This is a genomic window from Streptomyces sp. NPDC047130 (assembly GCF_040643475.1).
GTDB lineage: Bacteria > Actinomycetota > Actinomycetes > Streptomycetales > Streptomycetaceae > Streptomyces.
The window spans coordinates 163,092-188,209 of sequence record NZ_JBEYUK010000008.1 but is presented as its reverse complement, the minus strand read 5'-3'; the positions used below and the strand labels follow the sequence as shown (position 1 = coordinate 188,209).

The following is a 25,118-nucleotide window of genomic DNA, read 5'->3' as shown; positions in this document are numbered from 1 at the left end:
AGCCGCTGGTGTCGGCCTTCCGGGCGGTCCGGCCTCCCTCCGTCACCCCGCCGGCCCCGCTCCGGCAACCCGGTCTGCGTCCGGTGCTGCTTCTTCTTCCCTATGGAGCCCCGCCCCGCCGACGGCAGTCTGCTGGAAAACACGGCTTGGAGGCTCACAGTGACAGCAGGACCGGCCCCCGAGAGGGCCCTGGACGGCGTCGACACCCGCACCGCATCCTTCGCCCAGCGCCGACTGTGGTTCATGGACCAGCTCGCCGGTTCCTCCAGTGGGTCGATGCTCCCGCTGGCGCTGAGGCTCACCGGGGCCCTGGACGTGGAGCGGCTGCACAGCTCGCTGTCGGCGATCGTGGACCGGCACGAGGTGCTGCGCTCGCGGTTCACCGCCGTCGACGGCGAACCCGTGCAGGTGGTCGACGCCCCGGCCGGCGTCGCCCTGGAGCGCGTCGAGGTCAGCGGCCCGCGGGAGCTGTACGAGCGGTACCTCGGGCGGCCCGTCGACCTCGCCGCGCAGCACCCGGTCCGCGCCGTCCTCGCCCGCGTCGCCCCCGACGAGCACCTGCTGCTCGTCGAGGTGCACCACATCGCCGTCGACGGCTGGTCCTGGGGCGTCCTGCTGGAGGAGCTCGCCGCCGGGTACCGGGGGGACGCCGTCGCCGCGCCCGCCGTCTCCTACAGCGACCTCGCGCGCGCCCAGACGGAGCGCCTGAGCGGGCCGCGTCTGGAGCGGATGCTCGCGTACTGGCGTGAGCGGCTGTCCGGGGTCGCACCGCTGGACCTGCCGACCGACCGGCCGCGGCCGCGCACCTGGGACGGATCCGGTGACGTCGTCCGGTTCGACCTGCCCGCCGACGTGGTCACCGCCGTCGACGCCTACGCCCGCTCCCGCCGCGCCACCCGCTACATGTTCCTGCTCACCGCCTACCAGGCGCTGCTCGGACACTGGGCCGGCCGCGACGACGTCGCCGTGTGCAGCACCCTCGCCGAACGGTCCCGGCCCGGCGCCGCCGGACTCATCGGCCCCCTGGTGAACACCGTCGTCCTGCGCACCGACCTCGCCGGAGCCCCCAGCTTCGCCGGACTGCTCGACCGGGTGCGCCGCAGGGTCCCCGTCGACCTCGCGCACGCCGAGGCGCCCTTCGACCTCGTCGTCGGCGCCGTCGGCGGACCCCGCGACCTGTCCCGGCACCCCCTGGCGCAGGCCTCGTTCACCCTCCTCAACGCGCCGATCCAGCCGGTGCGGATGCCCGGCCTGGACGTCGCCCTGGTCGAACCGCCGCTGTCCGAGACGCCGTTGGACGTCTTCCTCGACCTCACCCTGCGCGCCGACGGCAGCATCGCCGCCCTTCTCCAGTACGCCACCGCCCTGTTCGACGCCGCCACCATGCGCGCCTTCGCCCAGGCGTACGCCGCCCTGGTGCGGGCGGTGCTTGCCGCCCCCGACACCCCCGTGCGGGAGCTGCTCCGCGCGCTCCCCGCGCGACCGGGTGCCCTCGCCCGGCCCCGCCCCGACTGGCACCGCGCCCCCGACCGCCCCGCCGGCCCGGCGCCCGACCTCGCCTTCTCCGGCGCCCCCGAGGCGATCGCGCTGAGCTGCGGCGACCGGAGCGTCACCTACGCCGAACTCGACGCCATGACCGGAGGACTCGCCGCCGCCCTGCGGGACGCCGGAGTCGAACCGGGCGGCGCCGTGGGCGTGCTGCTGCGCCGGGGGCCGTGGTCGGTCGCCGCCATCGAGGGCATCTGGCGCGCCGGCTGCGCCTACGTGCCCCTCGACCCCGAACTCCCCGCCGAGCGCCTGCGGTACATGGCACGCCAGGCCGGCCTCGCCTGCGTCCTCACCGACGCGACGACCGCGGCCGACGCCGGCGGTCTCGCCCCCGTCCTCCTCGACACCGGCGCCGTCGCCCCCGACGCCGACGGCCCCCGGCGCCGGCCCCACCCGAGGGAGCTGGCCCACGTCATCTTCACCTCCGGCTCCACCGGCCGCCCCAAGGCCGTCGGCGTCGAGCACGCCGCCCTCGCCTCCCACGTGGCCGCCGCCCGCGAACGCCTGGGCATCACCGCCGCCGACCGCGTCCTGGCCTTCGCCTCGTTCTCCTTCGACGCCTCCCTCGACCAGGTCCTGCCCGCCCTCACCACGGGCGCGCGCGTCGTCATGCGCCCCGACGAGCCGTGGCTGCCCACCCAGGTCCCCGAGATCGTCCAGCGGCACGGCCTGACCGTCGTCAACGTGCCGCCCACCTACTGGGCGGAGCTGACCCTCTCCCTCGACCGCCGGCTCGCCGCCGCGCTGAGCGGCCTGCGGCTGCTGGTCCTCGGCGGCGAGAGCGTCCCGCCCGACACTCTCGCCGCGTGGCGTGCCGCCGTGCCCCACGTCCGCGTCTGCAACGCCTACGGCCCGACGGAGACCACCGTCACCGCCACGACCTACGACGCCGACGACCCGCCCGCGCACACCGTGCCCATCGGCCGGCCGTTGGGGGAGCGGCGCGTGTACGTCGTCGACGGCGACGGCGAACCCGTGCCCGTCGGCGTCGGAGGCGAACTCCTCATCGGCGGGACCGAGGTGGCGCGCGGCTACCTCGGGATGCCCGCCCTGACCGCCGACCGCTTCGTGCCCGACCCGTTCGGCCCGCCCGGCGGACGTCTCTACCGGACCGGCGACATCGTGCGCTGGACCGCGAGCGGCGAGCTGGAGTTCCTCGGGCGCCGCGACGACCAGGTCAAGATCCGCGGCTTCCGCATCGAGCTCCAGGAGGTGGAGACGGTGCTGCGGGCCTGCCCGCAGGTCGCCCAGGCCGCCGCACGCCCCGACCGCGCCACCGGCCTCAGCCTGATCGGCTACGTCGTGCCCGCCGAGGACGGCGGACCGGCCCCCGACCGCGTCGCGCTGCGCGCCTGGTGCGCCCGCCACCTCCCGCAGCACGCCGTCCCCTCGGACTTCGTCGTCCTGGACGCCCTGCCCGTCGGCGTCTCCGGCAAGCTGGACCGCTCCGCGCTGCCCGACCCCGCGCACACCCGCGGCCCCTCCGGGCCCGCCTACGCCGCGCCGCGCGACGAGACCGAGCGGATCGTCGCCGAGGTCTGGGCCGACGTCCTGGGCCTGGACCGGGTCGGCCTCGACGACAGCTTCTTCGACCTCGGCGGACACTCCCTGCTCGCCACCATGGCCGTCTCCCGGATCGCCCAGCGCCTGGGCCGCGAGGTCGAGCTGCGCACCGTCTTCGAACACCCCACCGTCCGCGGCTTCGCGCCCGTCGTGGCCGGCGCCCGGGTCTCCGGGGCCGCCGACGTGGTGCCCGTCGACCGCGACCGGCCCCTGCCGCTGTCCTTCGCCCAGGAGCGGCTGTGGTTCCTGGACCGCACCTCCGACACCGGCGAGTCCTACCTCCTCCGGTACTGCTGGCGCGTGCGCGGCGGCCTGGACCGCACCGCCTGGCAGCAGGCCCTGGACGACCTCGTCGCCCGCCACGAGGTGCTGCGCACCGCCCTCATCGAGCGCGACGGCCGCCCCGTCCAGGAGGTGTGCCCGCCGGTCGGCGTCCCGCTGCACTGGGAGCGGGCGCCCGAGGCCGCCGAAGGACGCGACCGCGTGGCCGAACTGCGCCCGCGCGCCGCGGCCTTCGCCACCCGCCGCTTCGACCTCGCCCGGCCGCCCCTGCTGCGCTCGGGCGTGTGGGAGCTCGCCGACGACGACCACGTCGTCCTGATCAGCCTGCACCACGCGGTGACCGACGGCTGGTCCAAGAACGTCCTGCTCGACGAACTGGCCCGGCACTACCACGCCCGCCTGCGGGGCCGGGGCGCCGCGCTGCCGCCGCTGCCCGTGCAGTACGGCGACTTCGCCGTCTGGCAGCGCGACCGTGCCGACAGCGGCGCCATGGAGCCCCAGCTCGCCTACTGGGAGGCCACGCTCGACGGCGCGCCCGTGCTCGACCTGCCCACCGACCGGCCCCGCCCCGCCGCGTTCACCGGCAGGGGAGGAGCCGTCGAGATCGACCTGCCCCACGACCTCGTCGGCCGGGTCGACGACCTGGCCCGGGAGCACGGGGCCAGCCGCTTCATGGTGCTGCTCGCGGCGGCGCAGGCCGTGCTCGCCCGCTGGACCGGACAGGAAGACATCTGCGTCGGCACCCCCGTGGCCGGCCGCGACCGGCTCGAACTGGAGCCGCTGGTCGGCTTCTTCGTCAACACGGTCGTCCTGCGCACCGACCTGTCCGGACGGCCGACCCTCGGCGGCCTCGTCGACCGTGTGCGGGACGTCGTCCTCGGCGCCTTCGGCCACCAGGAAGTGCCGTTCGAGAAGGTCGTGGAACGGCTGCGGCCCGAACGCGACCTGTCGCGCAACCCGCTCTTCCAGGTCATGGTCGACGTCCAGGACTCCGCGGGCGGCGGCTCCGCGCTGCCCGGCCTGGACGCCGACGACCTCGCCCTGCCGTGGAGCTCGGCCAAGTTCGACCTGACCGCGACCTTCGTGGTCCGGGACGCCGGGTTCGCCCTCAACGTGGAGTACGCGGCCGACCTGTTCGAACCGGCCACCGCCGTCCGCTTCGCCGAACACGTGGGACGCCTCCTGCGGACCCTCGTCGACTCCCCGGACACCCGCGTCGACGAAGCGCCCCTGCTCTCGCCGGAGGAGCGCCGCGACCTGCTCGCCGCCGCGGGCCACGACGCCCCGCCGGCGCCGCCCCTCGCGGTGGCGGGACGGCCGGAGGCCACGGCCGTCGCCTGCGAGGGGACCACCCTCACCTACGCCGCGCTCGACGCCCGCAGCGGCGGGATTGCGGCAGCGCTCGAGGCCGCGGGCGTCTCCCCGGCGGATCCGGTCGGCGTGTGCGTGAGCCGGGGTGCCGGAGCCGTCGCCGCCATGCTCGCCGTCTGGCGGGCCGGCGGCGTGTACGTCCCGCTCGACCCCCACCTGCCGGCCCGGCGGCTGGAGTACATGCTCCGGGAGGCCGGGGTGCGGCACGTCCTGTGCGACGCGGCCACCCGCGCCACCGTGGACGCCCTGGACGCGCGCCTCGTCGACCTCGACGACGCGCCGCCCCGCACCGACGGCCCGCGCCACGCCCCCCGGCCCGACGACCTCGCCTACGTCATCTTCACCTCGGGCTCCACCGGCACGCCCAAGGCCGTCGGCGTCGCGCACCACGCCCTGGACGCCCATGTCGCCGCCGCCCGCGAGCTGTTCGCGCTGACCGACCGGGACCGGGTCCTCACCTTCGCCTCGACCTCGTTCGACGCCTCGCTCGAACAGATGCTGCCCGCGCTGAGCACCGGCGCGAGCGTGCACGTACGGCCCGACGAGATCTGGGCCCCGGAGGAACTGGCCGAGCGCGTCGCCGAGGCCGGGATCACCGTCATGGAACTCACCCCGTCCTACTGGGCCGAGGTCGTCGCCCGCCTGGACACGCTGGCGCCCCGCCTGCGCACCCTGCGGCTGCTGGTGACCGGGGGAGAGGCGCTGCCCGCGGACCCGCTCGAGCGGTGGTTCGCCCACCTGCCCGGCGTCGCGGTCGTCAACACCTACGGGCCCACCGAGGCCGTCATCTCCGCCACCGCGCACACGCTGCGGGCCCGGCCGGACGGCCGGGTGCCGATCGGGCGGGCGCTGGGCGGCCGGCGCACCTACGTCGTCGACGCGCGCGGCGACCTGGCCCCGCACGGCGTCCCCGGCGAGCTCCTCGTCGGCGGTCCGGAGCTGGCGCGCGGCTACCTCGGCAGGCCCGCCCTGACGGCCGAGCGGTTCGTGCCGGACCCGCACGGCGGACCCGGTGCCCGGGCCTACCGCACCGGTGACGTGGTGCGCCGACTGCCGTCCGGGGAACTGGAGTTCATCGGCCGCAACGACGACCAGGTCAAGATCCGCGGCTTCCGGGTCGAGCCCGGCGAGGCCGAGGCCGTCCTGCGCGCCCACCCCGGCGTGCGCGGCGCGGCCGTCGTCGTCCGCACCCTCAACGGCGGACCCGCGCTGGTCGGCTACGTCGCCGGGGACGGCCTCCTGGAGGAGTCCCTGGCCACCCACTGCCGGGCCCAGCTGCCGCACTACCTCGTCCCCTCGGCGTTCGTCCTGCTCGACGCCCTGCCCCTGACCGTCCAGGGCAAGCTGGACGCCAAGGCGCTGCCCGAGCCCGAGGTCCGCGAGGCGCCCGCCCTCGTGCTGCCGCGGACGCCGGCCGAGACGGTCGTCGCCCAGATCTGGTGCGAGGTCCTCGACCTGCCCCGGGTCGGCGTCCACGACGACTTCTTCGCGCTGGGCGGCCACTCCCTGCGCGCGGTGTCGGTCGCCTCCCGGCTGCGGACCGCCTTCGACTGCCCCTTCCAGGTCCGCGACCTGTTCGAACACCCCACGGTGGAGCGGCTCGCCGCCGAAGTGGAACGCCGTCTGCTGGAGCTGATCTCGCAGATGAGCGACGACGAGATCGACCTGTCCCTGACCGCCGAACTCTGACCGCCGGACCCTGACCGCCGGCCCCCGGACGGCCGGACCCCGACGGCCGTCCGGTCCACCCCCCCGCCCGCAGCTCTGCCCCAGACCCTGAGATTCGGAGTGCCCTCATGACCACGTCCGACGTGCGCCCCGGCCCCCTGCCCGCAGGCGGTGGCCTCTCCCCGGCCGCCCGGCGGCTGCTGGAGCAGCGGCTGCGCGGCCGATCGGCCGCCCGCGACGACGGCCCCGTCCGCGTCCGGCCCCGCCCGGAGCGGACCCCGCTCTCCCCGGCCCAGCAGCGCCTGTACTTCCTGGACCGCCTGGACCCCGGCGCCGCGACCTACCTGCTGCCCGCCGCCTGGCGGCTGCGCGGCCCCCTGGACGTGCCGGCCCTGCGCGCCGCCCTCGCCGACCTCGTCGTACGGCACGAGCAGCTGCGCGTCGTCTTCCCCGAGCACGAGGGCGTTCCGTACCAGCGCGTCCTGCCGGCCGGCGGCGCGGTGCTCGACGTCGTCGACGCGGCGGTGGCCGACGAGTCGGACCCGGTTCCGGCCGGGGAGACGGACGTCCTCCCGGCCGGCGCCGCCGCCCGGCAGGTGGACGCCGCCGTCCACGCCGCGGCCCTGCGCCCGTTCGACCTCGCCCGCGAAGCCGCCTTCCGCGCCACCCTGGTGCGCGCGGCCGACGACGACCACGTCCTCGTCCTCGCCATGCACCACATCGTCTCCGACGGCTGGTCCCTCGACGTCCTGGTGCGGGACCTCGCCGAGCTGTACCGGGCCCGGCGCGAGGGCCGCGACGCCGAACTGCCCGAACTTCCGCTGGAATACGCCGACTACGCCATCTGGCAGCGCGCCGCCGACCAGGGCGAGGCCCTGGACCACTGGACCTCGCGGCTCGCCGGACTGACCCCGCTCGACCTGCCCACCGACCACCCGCGCCCCGAAACGCCCTCCAGCCGCGGCGCTGTGCACACCGTCACCCTGCCGGCCGCCCTGACCGACGGCCTGGCCGCCCTGGGGCGCACCGCCGGGACCACGCCCTACATGACCGTGCTCGCCGCCTTCCAGGCGGCGCTCGCCTTCCACAGCGGTCAGCACGACATCGCCGTCGGCACCGTCGTCGCCAACCGCGAGCGGGCCGAGACCGAACAGCTCGTCGGGTTCTTCGTCAACACCCTGGTGATGCGCGGCGACTTCGCCGACGACCCGACCCCCGCCACGCTCCTCGACCGTACCCGCGACCGGGTCCTGGAGGCGTTCACGCACCAGTCGCTGCCCTTCGAGAAGGTCGTCGAGGCGCTCAGCCCCGAACGCGATCTCGCCCGCAACCCGCTGGTGCAGGTGCTCTACACGCACACCGAGTCCGGGGCGGGCGCCCTCGCCCTCGGGGAGGCCGAGGGCGCGCCGTACCGCATCGGGCTCACCACCGCGAAGTTCGACCTCACCCTCGACCTGCGGGAGGGCGACGGGCGCACCGAACTCGCCTTCGTCTACCGCCCCGACCTGTTCGAGGAGAAGACCGTCGCCGCGCTGGCCCGGCACACGGTGGCCTTCCTGGAGGCGTTCCGCACCCGCCCCGACGCGCCCCTGAGCACCGTGGACCCGCTCACCGCCGCCGAACGCGCCCACCTGCTCGGTCCGGACGGCCCCGCCCGCCGGATCGAGACGCCCGCCGCGCCGCCGCGCACCGCCGCGGACCGGCTCGCCGGACACATCGCCCGCACCCCCCACGCGCGAGCCGTCACCGGCTCGGGCCGGAGCCTCACCTATTCCGAACTCGACGTGCGTTCACGGGCGTTGGCGCGACGGCTGCGCGCGGCCGGCGTCACCCCGGGCGACCTGGTCGGTGTCTGCTTCGACCGCACCCCCGACCTCGCCGTCGCCCTCCTGGCCGTCTGGCGGGCCGGAGCCGCCTACCTGCCGCTGGACCCGACGCACCCCAGGGCGCGGCGTGAGTACACCGTCACCGACTCCGGCATCCAGCTGATCGTCACCGACGCGAGCACCCGCGACGCGGTGGAGGGCCTTCCCGTCCGGCTGCTGGAACTGGGCTCCGCCGACGGGGAGTTCGCCGAGCAGGACTCCGCCGAGCAGGACTCCGTGGTGCAGGACTCCGTGGCGCAGGATACCGCCGGAGAGGCCGTCACCGGGGAGGACGCCGCCGGAGAGGGCATGGCGTTCGCCGACGTCCTGCCCGCCCACGACGACCTCGCCTACGTCATCTACACCTCCGGCTCGACCGGCCGCCCCAAGGGCGTCGAGGTCACCCACGGCAACCTGGCCTGGCTGCTGGGCGCCGCCGACCGCCACTTCGCCTTCGGCCCGGCCGACGTGTGGACCCTGATGCACTCGCCCGCCTTCGACTTCTCGGTGTGGGAGCTGTGGGCCCCGCTCGCCACCGGCGGACGCGTCGTCGTCCTCACCGGGGACGAGGTGCGCGACCCGGCCGCCGTGCACCGGGTGCTGCGCGAGGAGGGCGTCACCGTCCTCAACCAGACCCCGGCCGCCTTCAAGGGCCTGCGCGCCCACCTCGCCCAGGACGGCGCCGACTTCACCGACCTCGCCCTGCGGACGGTCGTCTTCGGCGGCGACGCCTTCGACGTGCGCGACTACCGCGACTGGTTCACCGCCCCCGGGCCGCGGCCGGAGCTGGTCAACATGTACGGCATCACCGAGACCACCGTCCACGTCACGATCCGCACGATCACCGAGGACGACGTCCACGGCGACGTCCGCTCGCCCATCGGCCACCCCCTCACCGCCGCCCACGGCTACGTCCTGGACGCCTGGGGACGCCTCGTCCCGCACGGCACCGTCGGCGAACTCCACGTGGCCGGCGGGGGAGTGGCCCGCGGCTACCGCAACCGGCCCGAGCTGACGGCGGAACGCTTCCTGGACGACCCGTTCGGCGGCCCCGGCTCCCGCATGTACCGCACCGGCGACCTCGTGCGCGTCCTGCCCGACGGACAGCTCGCCTACGTCGGCCGCGCCGACCACCAGGTCAAGATCCGCGGCTACCGGATCGAGCCCGGCGAGGTCGAGACCGCCCTGCGCGCCCTGCCCGGCGTCGCGGACACCGCCGTGGTGGCCCGCCGCGAGGGCGGCGCCGCCCGCCTCGTCGCCCACGTCGTCACCCCCGAGGGCCGCCCCCTGGACGCGCCCGCCCTGCGCGAGGGACTGCGGCTGACGCTGCCCGAGTACATGGTCCCCGCCCTGTTCGTCCGCCACGAACGCCTGCCGCTGACCGCCAACGGCAAGGTGGACCGCGCCGCCCTGACCGCCCTGCGCCCCACCACCGCCCAGGCATCCGCCCACGTCGCCCCCGAGGGGCCGACCGAGCAGGCCCTGGCGGAGGTGTTCGGGCAGGTCCTGAGTGTGGAGCGGGTCGGCCGCACCGACAACTTCTTCGACCTCGGCGGCGACTCCATCCTCGCCCTGCGCCTGGTCGGCGTCGGCCGGCTCGCCGGACTCGGCTTCTCCGTCGCCGACGTCTTCCGCGCCCGCACCCTCGCCGACCTCGCCGAGCTGGTCACCGACGCCGCCGACGTCCCCGAGCCGGTCGCCCCCTTCTCCCTCGTCGACCCCGCCGACCGGGACCGGCTGCCCGACGGCCTCGCCGACGCCTACCCGCTCACCATGCTCCAGGCCGGCATGCTCCACGAGATGCTCGCCGACCACCGGCGCGGCGCCTACCACAACGTCACCGACCTGAAGATCACCGTCCCCGAGGGCTTCGACGCGGCCGCGTTCCAGTCCGCCGTCGACGCCGTCGTCGCCGCCCACCCGATCCTGCGGACCTCCGTCGACCTCGTCGGGTACCGCGAACCCCTCCAGCTCGTCCACCGCGCGGCGCACCTGCCCGTCGGCTACACCGATCTGCGCGGACTCCCCCGCGAGGAGCAGCGCGAGCGGCTGCGCCGGTTCGTCGACGCCGAGTTCGACCGTCGCTTCGCCCTCGCCGCCGCCCCCCTCGTCCGCATCCACCTGCACCACGTCACCGACCACGACCTGCGCCTGGTCCTCACCGACTGCCATGTCGTCCTGGACGGCTGGAGCCTGACCTCCCTCGTCGCCGACCTGCTGGCCCTGCACCGCGAGGCCGTCACCCAGCGCACCGCGCCGCGCCCCCCGAGCGTTCCGGCCTTCGCCGAGTACGTCGCCCTGGAGCGGGCCGCGCTCGCCGACGACGACTCCCTGGCCTACTGGCGCGACCGGCTCGCCGCTCTGCGCCCGGTCACCCTGCGCCGGCGCACCGAGGCGGCCGCCGCGGACGGTCCGCCGGTGCACGAGGTGCGCCGCTCCTACGCCCACCTCGCGACACGCATCGGACGCCTCGCCAAGGAGGCGGGCGTGCCCCGCCGCACCGTGCTGCTGGCCGCCTTCCACCACACCATGAGCCTGTTCGCCGACCGCGACGACAGCGTGCGGGGCCACAGCATCGGCCTGGTCACCAACGGCCGCCCCGAGGTGCCCGGCGCCGACCGGATGCGCGGACTGTTCCTCAACACCGTGCCCTTCGGGGTGGAGCGCCCGCGCGGCGACTGGCTGACCTACCTGAGGGACGTGTTCGGCGCCGAACAGGAGATGCTGCCGCACCGCCGGGTCCCGCTCGTCCGCATCGCCCAACTGCGGCCCACCGAACCGAACCTGACCGACACCGTCTTCAACTACGTCAACTTCCACCGTCTGGCGCACGACTCCTGGGACGACTCCCTGGAGATCGCCCGCACCATGTTCCCGCTGCTGGTCAACGCCAGTGTCAACGCCTTCACCCTCGACGCCGACCCCGAGTACGTGGCCCCGGCCACCGCCGAACAGGTCGCCGACGTCTTCGTCGCCCAGCTGGAGGCGATGACCGCCGACCCGCACGCCCGGATCCGCCGGCCCGCCGCCACCGGCGCCGCCCGTGAGACGGTCCTCGGCTGGGCGGCGGGCCCGGACCTGCCCTCCTCGCCGCTGCTGTTCCACGAACACGTCGCCGGATGGGCCGCCCGCACCCCGCACGCGGTCGCCGTCGAACACCGCGGACAGACCCTCACCTACGCCGAACTCCACGAGCAGGCCGAACAGATCGCCCGCCGCCTGCGGCTGCTCGGCGTCGGACCCGAGAGCGTCGTCGGCATCTGCGTCGACCGGGGGCCGGACTGGGTCCGCGCCGCGCTCGGCGTGCTGCGCTCCGGCGGCGCCTTCGTCCCGCTGGACCCCCAGCACCCCACCGAGCGCCTGGCGTTCATGGCCGAGGACAGCGGCATGCGGGTGCTGCTGACCCAGCGGGCACTGGACGGCACCGTCCCCTTCGACGGCCCCGCCCTCCACCTGGACGTGCCCGCCGAGCCGGTCGGACCGGTGCCCGGCCGGGAGCCCGACGCCGACACGTTCGCCTACCTGATCTACACCTCCGGCTCCACCGGCGTCCCCAAGGGCGTCGCCATCGCGCACGGCGGGCTGTCCAACATGCTCGAAGGCCAGCGCGACCTGGTCGACCCGACCCCCGAGGACCGCGTCCTGCAGTTCGCCTCCTTCGGCTTCGACGCCTCCATCCTGGAACTGACCTGGTCCCTCGCCAACGGCGGCCGGCTGGTCACCGCCCCCAACGAGGACCTGCGCCCCGGCCCCGACCTGGCCCGCACCCTGCGCGAGGCCCGCATCACCGGCGGCATGCTCCCGCCCAGCGCCCTGGCCGTCCTCGGCGAGGACACCTTCCCCGACCTGCGCGTCCTCCAGGTCGCGGGCGAGGCCTGCCCCGCCGAACTCGCCGACCGCTGGTCGCGGGGCCGCCGCTTCCAGAACGTCTACGGCCTCACCGAGGCCACCGTGTGGTCCGTCGCCACCGACCTCGCCCCCGGCCGGGGCCGGCCGGCCGTCGGCACCCCGATGCGCAACACCCGCGTCCACGTCCTCGACGACGACCTCCGGCCCGTCCCGGTCGGCGTCCCCGGCGAGATCCACCTCGGCGGACAGGCCGTCGGCCGCGGCTACCTCGGCCGGCCCGGCCTCACCGCCGCCACCTACGTCCCCGACCCCTACGGCGGTCCCGGCGAGCGGCTGGTCCGCACCGGCGACCTCGGCGCCTACCGGCCCGACGGCACCGTCGAATGGCTCGGCCGCCGCGACGCCCAGGTGAAGCTGCGCGGTTACCGCATCGAACTCGGCGAGATCGAGCACGCCCTGCGGCAACTGCCCGGCGTCCGCCAGGCCGTCGTCCTGCACCGCACCGACCTGCCCGGCGGGGAACCCGCCCTCGTCGCCTACCTGGTCACCGACGACGCCGGCCGGCACACCCCCGAGACGCTGCGCGGCGCCCTGCGCACCGGACTGCCCGCCTACATGGTGCCCTCCCGCTTCGTCCTCCTCGACGAGATGCCCGTCAACCGCAGCGGAAAGATCGACCGGCGGGCGCTGCCCCTGCCGCCCGCCGAACTCGGCCAGGACGAGACCGAGTACGTCGCCCCCTCCACCCCCGCCGAGCGGATCCTCGCCGAGATCTGGCGCGAGGTGCTGGGCCTGTCCCGCATCGGCGTCCACGACGACTTCTTCCGGATCGGCGGCAGCTCCCTGTCCACCGTCCGCGTGTCCCTGATGGCCGCGGGACGCGGACTGCCCGTCACCGTCGGCGACCTGATCGAACACCCCACCCTCGCCCGCCTCGCCGCGCACGCCACCCGCGCGGTCGGCGCCGGACTGCCCCGGACCGTCACCTCCGAGGTGCGGCTGCGCGAGGGCGACGGCGAACCCCTGTGGTGCGTGCACCCCACCGGCGGCAGCGCCGCCTGGTTCGTGCCGCTCGCCCGCGCCCTCCCGCCCGGCCGCCCCGTCCACGCCTTCCAGGCCCGCGGACTGCTCGGCGGCGTCGACCCCAGCACCGTGACCGGCATCGCCGCGAACTACGCCGCCGAGATCACCGACCGCGCGGCGCCCGGCCCGCACGCCCTGCTCGGCTGGTCCATGGGCGCCAACATCGCCCTGGAGATGGCCACCCAGCTGCACCAGTCCGGCCACCCCGTCGCCCCGCTCGTCCTCATCGAGCCCTACCTGCCCAACCCCGCCGCCCGCGCCCGCCTCGAAGGCGTCACCCGTGACCTGCGCGAGGCCCAGCGCCAGCGCGACCGGCTGCGCGAGATGCCCGACTCCCCGCAGCGCGACCGCGCCACCGCCGAACTCACCGCCACCCTCCTCGGCGCCGGCATGAGCCCGGCCGAGGCCGCCCTCGTCGAAGGCGCCCCCATCGAGGTGTGGTACTCCCTGCTCGCCGCACTCGCCGCCTACGAGGTCCGCCCCTACCCCGGCCACCTCCACCTCGTGGTCGGCAGCGAGGCCGCCGACCTGCCCCGCGGCGTCCCGATGCCCGGCCTCGACGTCGACTTCGACACCTACGTCGAACGCTGGCGGGCCACCGCACGCGACGGGCTCACCCTGCACATCAGCGAGGGCGACCACATGTCGATGATGGCCGAGCCCCAGGTCACCGGCATCGCCGACCTGCTCGCCGCCCTGGAGACCGGAGAGGCCCGATGACCACGTTCGCCCCCGCCCCCACCGAGCGCTACCTCCTCGCCCCCGACCTGGTCGCCGACCCCTACGGCCACCTCGACGCCCTGCGCGACAGCGACCCCGTGCAGTGGAGCCCGCTCCACCACGCCTGGCTCGTCACCGGCTACGACGAGGTCATGCGCTGCCTGCGCGACCGCGCCGTCTCCGCCGACCGGGTCCGCCCCCTGATGGACGCCGTGCCGCAGGGAGCCCGCGAGGACGCCGAGCGCGCCTTCTCCATCCTGTCCCGCTGGATGGTCTTCAACGACCCGCCCCAGCACCGCCGGCTGCGCCAGGTCTTCCAGGAGGCCTTCGCCGCCCGCGCCGTCACCCGCTACAGCGCCTTCACCGAGAAGGTCACCCGGGCCGTCCTCACCCGGAAGGCCCCGCCCGGCCGCGGCGGCGACCTCATGGCCGACGTCGCCAAACCGCTGCCCGCCCTCGTCTTCGCCCGCTGGCTCGGCATCCCGCCCACCGACGGCCCCTCCTTCTGGTACTGGAACGCCCGCGTCGCCGACCTCGTGCTCGGCACCGCCCAGGAGGAGAGCGAGTACCGGGCCTCCCTCCAGGCGCTGGTGAGCCTGGAGGACTACCTCGGCGCGCTCGTCGAACGGCGGCGCGCCGAGCCCGGCGACGACCTCATCAGCCAGGTCCTCGCCGAGGGCCGCGTCGGCGACACCGTCAGCGAGCAGGAGTTCGTCGGCATGCTCACCCAGATGGCGTTCGCCGGCGGGGAGACCACCAGCAACCTCATCGCCAACACCGTGCTGGCCCTCCACACCCGCCCCGACCAGCTCGCCGCCGTGCGCGCCGAACCGGACCTGGCCCAGGGCGCCGTGGAGGAGACCCTGCGCCTGGACGGGCCGTCGAAGATGTCCATCCGCACCGCCGCCCAGGACCTCGAACTCGGCGGCCACACCCTGCGCGCGGGCGACCGGATCTTCCTCGTGACCGCCGCCGCCAACCGCGACCCCGCCCGCTTCCCCGACCCGGGCCGCTTCGACGTCACCCGCAGCGGCGCGACCCACCTCGGCTTCGGCTTCGGCGCCCACTTCTGCATCGGTGCCGCGCTCGCCCGCCTCGTCGCCGTGTGCGCCGTGCGCACGCTCGTCCGCGAGCGGCCCGGCCTCGCCCTCACCGACCCCGCACGGCTCTCCTGGCAGCCGTCCCTGCTCAACCGCAGCCTCACCGCCCTGCCCGTCCACTACTGACCGGACCGGACCGCACACGTCCCCCGAAGAGAGGCACCCCCATGGCCACGACCCTCGCCGCGGACCGCCCGCGGCTGTGGGCGCCCGCCCGGCACCGTTCCTTCCGCCTGCTGTGGACGGGGCAGGCGCTCTCCCTGCTCGGCGACGGATTCAGCGTCGTCGCCTTCTCCTGGATCACCCTGAGCCTGACCGGCTCCACCCTCACCCTGGGGTACGTCCTGGCCTTCCAGGCCGTGCCCCGCGCCCTGCTCACCCTGGTCGGCGGCACCCTCGGCGACACCTGGTCCACCCGCACCCTCATGGTGGCCTCCAGCTGGACCCGCAGCGCCCTGATGGCCGCCGTCGGCATCGCCGGCCTCACCGGGCACCTCACCGTGTGGATGCTGTGCGCGGCGGCCGCCGCCTTCGGCGCCGTCGACGCCTTCTTCCAGCCCGCCCGCGTCTCCATCCTGCCGTCGGTCGTCGACGAGGAACTGCTCGCCCCGGCCAACGCCCTGCTCGGCGCCGGCGCGCGCACCGCCGCCGTCCTCGGCCCCGCCGTCGGCGGTGTCGTCATCGCCCTCACCGAGGCGCCCATCGCCTTCCTCGTCGACGCCGTCTGCTTCGCCCTGTGCGGACTGTGCGTCGCCCGCATCCGCACCCGCCCCCGGCCCGACAAGCCCAAGGCCGCGCCGGAGGAGAAGGGGCCCTCCCTGGGCGCCCGCATCCGCGAGGGCGTCACCTTCACCCTGCGCGACCCGCGCCTGCGCACCATCGTCGCCCTCGACACCGCGGTCAACTTCTGTTACGCGGGCCCCTTCACGGTCGGCTTCGCCACCCTCGCCGACCAGGTGCTGCGCGGCGGCTCGGCCACCCTCGGCGTCCTCAACGGAGCGCTGGCCGGCGGAGCGGTCCTCGGCACCCTCGTCGGCGGGGCGGTCGGCGGACGGCCCCGCGTCGGCCTCCTGGTCGCCGGCCTGGCCGGCTGGCTGGGCGCCGGGATGGCCGTCCTCGGGCTCGCCCGAAGCACCCCGGTCGTCATCGCGACCGTCCTCGCCATGGGCTTCGCCATCGGCTACCAGGGCGTGTTCGGACTGAGCTGGATCCAGCGCAACATCCCGCAGGACGTCCTCACCCGGGTCGTCTCCGTCGACATGGTCCTCGGCTACGCCGCGGCCCCCCTGTCGCTGATCCTGTGCGGGGCCCTGGCCGGGACGGGACACCTCGCCCTGTTCGGGGTGGTGGCCGCGGTCCTGGCGGTCACCGGGCTCGCGGTGCTCGGATCACGGGCGGTGCGGGAGATGCGCTGAGCCGTCCGGGGCGGCTCAACCCGAGCGCAGGGCGGCCGACCGCGCGCACAGGTCCGCGCGGTTGGCCGCCCCCGTCTTGGTGATCAGACTGGCGATGTGCTTCTCCGCCGTCCGGGGCGAGATGAACAGCCGATCCGCTATGTCCTTGTTGCTGAGCCGCTCCGCCAGCAGCCGGAACACGTCGAACTCCCGGACCGTCACCCCTTGCGTGCGCAGCTGCTCGGGAATGCCGCTGGTGCCGCTGCGGTGCTGGTGCACCGGGGCGCCCAGACGGCGCAGCCCCGCCCGGCAGGCGCCGGTGACGGCCGCGACGTCCCGCTCGTGGAAGTAGTGTTCGGCGCGCCGCAGCCAGACCACCGGGTCCCCCCAGCCGTCCTGGTGCGCGGCGTCCGCGATCAGCCGCAGCCCCAGGTGCTGGGCCAGCGGATACGGCTCGGCCGCCGCCAGCGCCCGCTCCACGGTGGCCGCCGCGTCCGCGCCGGCCCCCTCCCGGCCCAGCAGGACGGCTTCGGCGAGGTGGACGAACTGCCGGTTCCAGCGCATGCGGGCCATCGCCGTCGCCGTGATCTCCGCGTGCCGGGCCCGGTCGGCGTCGCCTTCGAGCACGTCCAGCAGGAGCCCCAGTCCGTGGGTGCCGCCGAGGTGGTAGGTGGAGGGGTTGTCCGCCTCCATGGCCTGCACCGCCACCAACTCCTCGCGGGCCAGCCCACGGTTCTCCTCGAGCAGCGCGCAGAACGCCCCCGCCAGGCCCCTGGTGAGCGGCTCCTCCTGAGAACCGGCGCCGTCCCACTCGGTGAACGCCGCCAGCGTCGCCTCCATCGCCTGCCGGTCCCCGCGGTGGGCCTCCAGCGCGGCCTGCGCCATCAGCACGTACCGCACGGCCGGGGCCAGCCGCAGCCGGCGCACGACGGCCAGGCACTCCGCGGCCGCCTCGCGCGCCGCGCGGTCCTGACCGCGCAGCACGGCGTCCAGGACGAGGATGCCGTCGACGGTGTGCACGATGTTCACCGAGCCCAGCCGCAGCGCCTCCTCACGGGCCGACAGCAGCCCGCCGGTGTCGCCCTCGGCCAGCCAGGCGTTGCCGCCCATACGGGTCGCCGCGTACATGCGCTGCAACGGCAGCCGGTGCCGCTCGGCCGCGTACATCGCCTGCCGGAGCATGGCCTCCGACTCCTGCGGGTCCCGTTCGCGGGCGACCGTGGCGAGCAGTTCCCAGGCCTGGCAGGCGACGGCCGGCAGGCCGTGGCGCTCGGCCGTGTCGGCGGCGGAACGCGCCAGCTTCTCCGCGTGCTGGGTCCGGTCGGGGCCGGGGGTGTCGAGGGCGAGGTAGGCGGCGGTGACGTCCACGGCCGCCGCGGTGGCCTCGTCGGGGGTGCCCGCCAGCACCTCGCGTGCGCGGACGACCTGCCGGTTGCCGTCGTTCCACCGTCCCGCCGTGTGCGCCACCTTGGCCAGCCGGGCGTGCAGCGTCGCCAGCCGGACCGGGCTCAGCCCCTCTCCGCCGAGCGCGTGCAGGTCGTCGACCAGGTCGAAGGCGCGGGCGAAGTCACCGGCCTCGGCGAGCGCGGGGAGCAGGTTCTCCAGGGCGGCGGCCCGCGCCTGCGGATCGCCCCCCTCGGCGAGCAGCGACTCGGCCCGGCTGAGCAGGGTCACCGCCGAGTTCAGGGCGCCCGCCGCCAGGGCGCGACCACCGGCGTCGGCGTAGAGCAGTCCCGCCTCGACCCGGTCGCCGGCCTCGCAGCGCAGACCGGCCGCCAGCGCGCACCAGTCCCCCTCCAGCGCCGGATGCAGCTCTTCCACGGCCTGGGCGCCCCGCCGGGCCAGCTCCGCGCGCTGGCCCGGCGTCATCTGCGTGAACAGGGCCTCCAGCGTGGGGGAGTGGCGGAAGGAGTACCAGTCGGGCGCGGGTTCGTCGGGGACCACCAGGCGGGCGGCGACGCCGGCGTGGAGGTGGCCGAGCAGGGTCCGGTCGTCGACCCCGGTGACGCGCTGGAGCACCGAGAGCGGGAAGCGGCGGCCCAGGACCGCGGCGGCCGACATCAGCGTCAGCCCCTGCGCGCCGAGCCGGTCGATCCGGCGCAGGATGCCGCGGGCCAGCGTCGAGGGAACGTCACGGCGCAGGTCGCCGACGGCGTGCCAGCCGGCGGGACCCTGTACCAGGGCGCCCGAGCCGATCATGGACTGGAGCAGTTCCTCGACGAGGTAGGGGCTGCCCGCGCTGTCCTCCCACAGCCGGTCGAGGACCTCGGCGGGGACGTCGCCGGGGCTGTCCACGCCGAGCTGGGCGGTGATCACCTCATGCACCTGCGGACGGGACAGCGGCGGCAGTTCCACCACGGTCGCGGCCCCGCGACGGCGGGCGGACTGCGCGAGGTCCAGCGCGTCGCTGATGTCGGTGCGCACGGTCGCCACCAGGAGCACGGGCGTGTAGGCCAGGTTGTCGACCAGGTACTCCAGGACACCGAGCGTCTCGGGGTCGGCGTCGTGCAGGTCCTCCAGGAGCAGCAACTGACCCTGGCCGCGTCCGGCCGCGATGAGCAGCCGCAGCACGGCCTCGCCGAGGATGACCATGGAACTGCTGTCGCGTTCCCCGGTGTCCCAGTCCGGGATCAGCCGCCCCAGCACCGGCCGGTAGGGGCCGAGCGCGAGGTCGTCCATGGGCTCGCCGCCGCGGAACAGCGACATCAGCGCCTCGGTGAGCGGCCGGAACGGCACGGCGGGACCGGTGGTGCTGCTTCGGCCGCGCAGCACCCGCATCCCGGAGCCCACGGCCTGGCCCACCGCCTCCGCCGCGAGCCGGGACTTGCCGACCCCGGCCTCGCCGACCAGGAAGACGACGCTGCCCATGCCCTGCCTGGCGTCGACCAGGGAGCGCTCGAGCTGGGCGAGTTGGTGGTCCCGCCCGACCAGGGAAGGCGTATGGGAACGCATGAACGCTGATGATAATCGGCCGGGTCGGTCGGGGGCAGGTCGCGCCGGGGTCGAGGTCGACCACATGCGCGCCGGAGGGAGCGGGAGGGAGCGGGAGGGAGAGCCGGGTGGAGCCGGAGGGGGAGCCGGGTGGAGCCGGAGGGGGAGCCGGGTGGAGCCGGGTGGAGTCGGGCGGGCCCGTACGGCGGCCGACCGGTGACCGCTCGCCGGGCGCCCGGAGACGCCGCGGCGCGGGCCCGCCGTGGCGGGCCCGCGCCATCACGCCGAACAGCTCGAGGCCGCTGGTCAGTTGGGGGCGGAGACCGAGGTGTCCAGGCTGCTCAGCGTGATGACGATGCCGCTGGTGAGGACCATGCCGGCCAGCACACGGGCACGGGCGCAGGCGCGGTTGCGACCGGAGAGGCTGATGCCGCCCACGGCGTCCTGCTCGGTGTGCGCGGTCTCGGCGGATTCGACGGCGGTGAACTCGGCGGAGTCGGCGGCGGCGAGGTGCTGGTCCATGACGGTGGTCCCTTCTGGTGGTCCCGTGCGGGGGCCCGGGTTCGGATGCGGGGAGGTTCCGTGGTGCTGACGAGCGCGTGACGCGGGTGGTGCGGGTGGTGCGGGCGGAACGGGTGGCGCCGAAGGTGCCGGCGCCGGTGGGGCGGTGGTCGGGGCGGGTCAGTGGTCCGGGTGGTGCAGGAGCAGGACCGACGGGACGGTCCCGGGGTGGGCCAGGCGGAGCAGTCCGTAGCCGATGCCGGCGAGGCCGGTCATCAGCCCGGGGGAGGGGACGTGGTCGGGGGTGGCGCAGCGGTGGCCCTGTGCCTCGACGAGCGCGAGGACGTGACCGGTGTGCCGCCGGAGCGCCGAACGGGCCGTGCTGTCGCCCCGCCCGGCCAGGACGGTCAGAGCCTCCAGCCGGCCGAGGGCGCCCTCGGCGAGGCTGAGGTCGGGGCCGACGGGAGCGTCCGCGAGCCGGACGGAGGCCTCCAACGAGCGCGCGTCGTCCGGCAGGCGCACCGGATCCGGCAGTCCGGTGGCGGCCCGTCCGGCCAGCCCGTGCGACCAGGAGAGGTCCGCCGGGTCGCCGTGGTGCGCACCGGAGTCCAGCAGGGCGACGGCCGCGCGCTCGGCGCGGGCGGCCCGCTCGGGCCGGTGGCCCGCGTGGCGCCGCAGCGCCCAGGCGATGCCGGCGGCGCCGTCGGCGAAACCGGCGGACGACGGGGCGTCGGAACCGGCCACGGCGGACCTGACCGGGTCCTCGGGCAGGGACCCCGGCAGCAGGTCCGCGACCTGGTCCGCCAGCCGCAGCGCCGCCGGATCCCCGGTGGCCTCGTACGCGGCGACCGCTGCGGCCAGGGCTCCCGCCCGCCCCTGGGCCAGACCGGGGACGGCGCAGGCGGCCGCCGCGTGCCCCAGGGCGGTGAGCGCGTCCGGCAGACACGCCCGCAGTCCCTCGTCGAGGAGCGCCGCCAGCCGGACCAGGGCGTACACGATCCCGCCGAGTCCGTCGTAGGCGCCGGGGCCGGCGGCCGCGCTCAGCTCGGGGTCCTCGGCGAGCGCCTTGAGCAGGGCCGGCAGCGGACGCACCGCCTCGCGGGCCGCCGCGCCGTAGCGTCCCGAACCGGTGAGGGCCTCGGTGTGGGCGAGGAACAGGGCGACTCCGCAGTAGCCCTGGGCCAGGCCCGCCCCCATCGGCAGGACGGCCCAGTGGTCGCCCGACACCCGCTCCAGCCCGATCCAGTTGGTGCGGGTGCCGCCGCGGACCGCGCGGGCCGCGATCTCGTCGGCGATCCCGCAGGCGGCGGCCAGCAGCCGGGACGGTTCCGGCGCCACCGGCGGCACGGGGACCGGCGTGAGCTCCGACCGGGGCCGGCCCAGCGGTGAACCCGCCCCGCGCACCGCGAGGGTGGCCGAGATGATCCACTCCTGGTCGAGGCAGTCGACCTCCTCCATGCGGCCGATCTTGTCGCGCACCGCGGCCACGGCCGCCACCGGCAGGACACCGCGCAGCAGGGCGCCGTCGTCGGCGGTCACCGCCGTGCCGGTGGGCCGGTGGGTGAAGAAGGGGACGTCACCGCGCCACAGCGCCGCCGTCTCGTGCTCGGCGAGCCGCTCGCGCGCCGGGTCCTGCGCGGACTCCGTCCACAGCACCGCGAACACCCCCTCCCGGGCCAGGGCGTTGCCGAGCAGCGCCGGGTGGGTGGACTCCTCCAGCAGGGTGGCGTACAGCCGGGTCGCGCGGGCGATGAGCCGGGCCGGGCGGTCGCCCCATCGGGTCAACGGGCCGTCCTCGGCGAGCAGTTCGCCGCGGTGGGCGGCGATCGCCGCGTAGGCGGCGCGGAACCCCTCCAGCAGGGCCGCCGTGTGGTCGGCTCCGGCGAGCGAAGTGCCCTGCGGCAGCGGATGGTTCTGCGCGGCGGGGCTGGCCAGCAGCCCGCGCACCGCCCGCATCGTGTCCAGTCCGGTGTCCTCCCAGCGCAGGCCCTCGCTGGGGAAGGTGCCGTCGGTGTCCCGGCCGAGCGCGGAGATGTCCAGCGCGCCGTGCTCGCCGATGAGCAGGTGCGGGAGCAGGCAGGTGCGGTGGACGGAGGCGGCCAGCGCGTCCGCGGCCGGGTCGGCGCCCGCCGTGAGTGCCTGGCCGAGGCCGGTGTGCAGCAGCGTCTCGGCGTCCACCAGGACCGGCTGGTCACCGTGGGCGATGACGTTCTCGTAGTGCATGTCGGCGCCGTCCACCGCGTACAGCAGGGCCAGCAGGGCGCCTTGGCGGCGGTAGAAGGCGTCGGTCTCGGTGACCGAGGAGCACCAGCGGTGCTCGACGAACTCCAGCCAGCCGTGGGACTCCCGGCGCAGCGTGCGCGGGGTGCGCAGCCCCAGTCCGGGGACCTTCGCGTTGAGCCAGGAGACCAGGTCGTCGAGGAGGGCGTGCTGGTCGAGCGGGCGGGGCTTGTGGACGAGGCGGCGGCCGTCCGCGAAGTGCAGGACCGCCACCGACCGGTTGCCCTGGTGGGCGTCGCCGCGGCCGAGGTCCACGCGGACCAGCGGGCCCGGCGTCCGGCCGTCGAGGAGGACGGCGACCAGGTCGGCGCGGTCGGACCGGAAGCGGGCGACGAGTTCGGCGGCGGCCTCCGTCGCGTCCAGCGCGGTCCGGCTCAGCATCCGCGCCAGGACCGGGTAGGAGGTGAACAGGGACGACAGTCCGCGCCGGGTGCCGGCCTGCGCGACGAAGAAGGCGAACCGCTCGCGCGGGCCGGCGCCCGCCAGGCACCGGGAGCGCCGGGCCCGGTGCAGCTCCTGGGTCAGGGTGCGGGCGGCGAGCCGGACCAGCTGGTGGGTCAGACGGCGGGTGAACGCGTCCCGCCACACGGTGGCCTCGGCGTCCGGGACGTCGGCCATCCGGTCCGCGAGGCGGGCGGCGGCCGTGGAGACCAGAGGACGCACGGCCGGCGCGAACGCGTCGGGACCCTCGCCGCCGACTTCGACGTCCGGCAGCCCCTCGGGGGCCGCGGCCAGCACCTCCTCCGCGTACGACGCCCAGTCGGGCTCGACGGTCCGCTCCGCCAGACGCTCGGCGGGCTCGGCGGCCAGGGCCGCCGCCGTGGCGTCGTCCACACCCAGCCGGTTCAGCCGGAGGGCGAAGCCCTCGGCGTCGCCGACCGTCCAGGGCAGCGGCCCGGCGGCGCCGGTCGCGGCGGCCGGCCCGGGGAGCCCGGGGGCGGCGAGCCGCTCCGTGAGGGTCAGCGCCGGGGCCCACCAGGTGGCGGGGAGTCCGGTGCTCCGGGGAGTCGGGAGGCTGGCGGTGTCGGTCACGAGAAGAAGGTCGCAGACCTTCCGCACCCCCCACATGGGTAACCGTCCCCCATATTCTCCCCGTCCCCTCCCCATGGGTGGGGACGTGGCGGACGGCGCCAGGAAACCGCAGGTGGGAGGGCATCCCCCACGGGCGCGCGTGACGTGCGGACCGCGGGCGCGACGGGCCGTGCGGGCACGGGACGGGCATCCGTGCGGGTGCGCCTCCCCATGCCCGCCCCCCGGAGGGCCGGTCGGCGCCGCCGCCCGGGGCGCCACGGGGCCTGCGCACCCGCCCGAACGACCGCCCCACCCCCACGACCCGGGCGCCCGGACGCGCCCGGCGCGCAAATCTGGGGGTCCGTCTACCGATGCCCCGGCGGTCATGGGGGAGGCACGGTGTTCCCCAGTCCCCACGCCAGACCGCCCGCTCAGTCGAAGGGGCGCACGAACCTCCAAGGAGCAGCAGATGGGAGCACCCGTACCTGTCAGTGTGGTCGCACTCGACCCGGTGCTGGAGGCAGGCATCCGCGCGACCCTGCTCGTCCGGCCCGAACTGACCGTGTGCGAACCCGCCGACGCGCGGGTCGCCGTCCTCACCGTCGACCGCCTCGGCCCCGCCGAGTTGGACATGGTGCGCGCCACCCGCACCCAGCCCCAGCGCCCCGCCGTCGTCCTGGTCGCGGGCGCCCTCGCCTCCGGGGACGTCCTGCACGCGCTCGCCGCCGGCGCCCGGGGCCTGCTGCTGCGCCGTGAGGCCGACGCCTCCCGCCTCGCCCACGCGGTGCTGGCGGCCTCGCGCGACGACTGCACCCTGCCCCCCGGCCTGCTGGAGGAACTGCTGGACCAGCCGGAAGCTCCCGTGCGCGGCTCCGGCGGCAGCTGGAGCGAGGGCATGCTGTCCGAGCGGGAACGGTCGGTGCTGCGCCTGGTGGCCGACGGCCACGAGACGGCGGAGATCGCCCAGCGGCTCGCCTACTCGCCCCGCACCGTGACCACCGTCGTGCACGACATCACCCAGCGCTTCCGGCTGCGCAACCGCGCCCACGCGGTCGCCTACGCGCTCCGGGCGGGCCTGCTGTGACCGCCACCCTGACGGCGCCGCCCGTCACCGCGACGTCCTCCGGCGCCACGGCCACGGCCACGGCCGCCCCCGCCGTCGTGGTGCGGGTCGTGCCGGCGCCGGGCGCGGAACGGGTCCGCGCCCTCGCCGAACGCGCCGGACTCCGGTCCGCCGCCGACGAGCCCGGCTCCTGCGTCACGGTCACCGTGATCGTCGCCGCCGACGCGGACCAGGCGTTGCGCGCGCCGCGCCCGCACGGGCCGCTGCTGTTCGTCTGCGACAGCGTCGCCCCCGAGGCGCGGCGGCGGATCCTGCGCGCGGGAGCGGTCGTGATCGGCGCGGCCGAACTGGCCGAGGAGACCCTGCTCAGGGCCGTCCACCGGGCCGCGCACCCCCATCCGAGCATCCCCTACCCGGAGTTGTCCGGGGTGCTGAGCACCGGCTGCCGTGCGGACGGTCCGACGCGCCGGGAACCGCCGGCCCTGACGGCACGGCAGACGTCCGTCCTGCGGCTGATGGCCGAGGGCCACGGCAACGCGGACATCGCGCTGCTCCTCGGCTGCTCCGAGCACACCGTCAAGAACGTCATCTACGAGCTGATGACCCGGCTCCAGGCCCGCAACCGCGCCCACGCGGTCGCCCGCGCGGTACGCCAGGGGCTGGTCTGAGGGCGGTGCGATGCCGCTGCGAACCCGGGGCCGACCCCGGGCCGGACCCGGTCCGATCCTGGGCCGGACCCGGTCCGATGCCGGGCCGGACCCGGTCTGATGCCGGGCCGGACCCGGTCTGATGCCGGGCCGGACCCGATCCAATCCCGGGTCGATCCCCGTCCAATCCCGGGCCGATCCCCGTCCGGACCCGGTCCAATCCCCGTCCGAACCCGGGCCGA

General features: G+C 75.9%; 9 protein-coding genes. 6 read left to right on the top strand and 3 right to left on the bottom strand.

Annotated elements, in window-relative coordinates; translation table 11 throughout:
- Positions 1 to 159 precede the first annotated feature (159 nt).
- The 4 genes from ABZ836_RS13415 to ABZ836_RS13400 all read left to right on the top strand — a co-directional run bounded on the left by ABZ836_RS13415 (position 160) and on the right by ABZ836_RS13400 (position 16,464).
- Positions 160 to 6,453: an amino acid adenylation domain-containing protein gene (locus ABZ836_RS13415; RefSeq protein WP_361141870.1), complete on the top strand. Its 6,294-nt coding sequence runs from the start codon at positions 160 to 162 to the stop codon at positions 6,451 to 6,453.
- Positions 6,454 to 6,560: 107 nt separating this feature from the next.
- Positions 6,561 to 13,949 carry an amino acid adenylation domain-containing protein gene (locus ABZ836_RS13410; protein ID WP_361141868.1) on the top strand — a complete coding sequence of 2,463 codons (7,389 nt, stop codon included), beginning with the start codon at positions 6,561 to 6,563 and terminating at the stop codon, positions 13,947 to 13,949.
- Positions 13,946 to 15,175 carry a cytochrome P450 gene (locus ABZ836_RS13405; protein WP_361141866.1) on the top strand — a complete coding sequence of 410 codons (1,230 nt, stop codon included), beginning with the start codon at positions 13,946 to 13,948 and terminating at the stop codon, positions 15,173 to 15,175. Before ABZ836_RS13410 ends, ABZ836_RS13405 begins: the two co-directional genes overlap by 4 nt.
- A 41-nt stretch (positions 15,176 to 15,216) precedes the next feature.
- Positions 15,217 to 16,464 (top strand): MFS transporter, encoded by a 1,248-nt coding sequence (locus ABZ836_RS13400; RefSeq protein ID WP_356136079.1) that lies wholly within the window; start codon positions 15,217 to 15,219, stop codon positions 16,462 to 16,464.
- Between the two features lie 15 nt (positions 16,465 to 16,479).
- Here the strand turns inward: ABZ836_RS13400 and ABZ836_RS13395 are convergent, their stop codons facing one another.
- The 3 genes from ABZ836_RS13395 to ABZ836_RS13385 all read right to left on the bottom strand — a co-directional run bounded on the left by ABZ836_RS13395 (position 16,480) and on the right by ABZ836_RS13385 (position 23,187).
- Positions 16,480 to 19,395, bottom strand: coding sequence for an AAA family ATPase (locus ABZ836_RS13395; protein ID WP_361141864.1), 2,916 nt, complete (start codon positions 19,393 to 19,395; stop codon positions 16,480 to 16,482).
- A gap of 285 nt (positions 19,396 to 19,680) precedes the next feature.
- Entirely contained in the window at positions 19,681 to 19,896 is a 216-nt protein-coding gene (locus tag ABZ836_RS13390) for a hypothetical protein (RefSeq protein WP_356136075.1), read from the bottom strand.
- Positions 19,897 to 20,055: 159 nt separating this feature from the next.
- Entirely contained in the window at positions 20,056 to 23,187 is a 3,132-nt protein-coding gene (locus ABZ836_RS13385) for a type 2 lanthipeptide synthetase LanM family protein (protein WP_361141862.1), read from the bottom strand.
- Positions 23,188 to 23,635: 448 nt separating this feature from the next.
- Here ABZ836_RS13385 and ABZ836_RS13380 point away from each other — a divergent pair, with 448 nt between their 5' ends.
- Both ABZ836_RS13380 and ABZ836_RS13375 read left to right on the top strand, forming a co-directional pair.
- A complete protein-coding gene (locus tag ABZ836_RS13380; protein ID WP_356136071.1) occupies positions 23,636 to 24,250 on the top strand; it encodes a LuxR C-terminal-related transcriptional regulator in 615 nt (204 codons plus the stop codon).
- Positions 24,247 to 24,897 (top strand): response regulator transcription factor, encoded by a 651-nt coding sequence (locus tag ABZ836_RS13375; RefSeq protein ID WP_361141860.1) that lies wholly within the window; start codon positions 24,247 to 24,249, stop codon positions 24,895 to 24,897. The genes ABZ836_RS13380 and ABZ836_RS13375 overlap by 4 nt, the downstream gene beginning before the upstream one ends.
- The last annotated feature ends 221 nt before the right edge of the window (positions 24,898 to 25,118 follow it).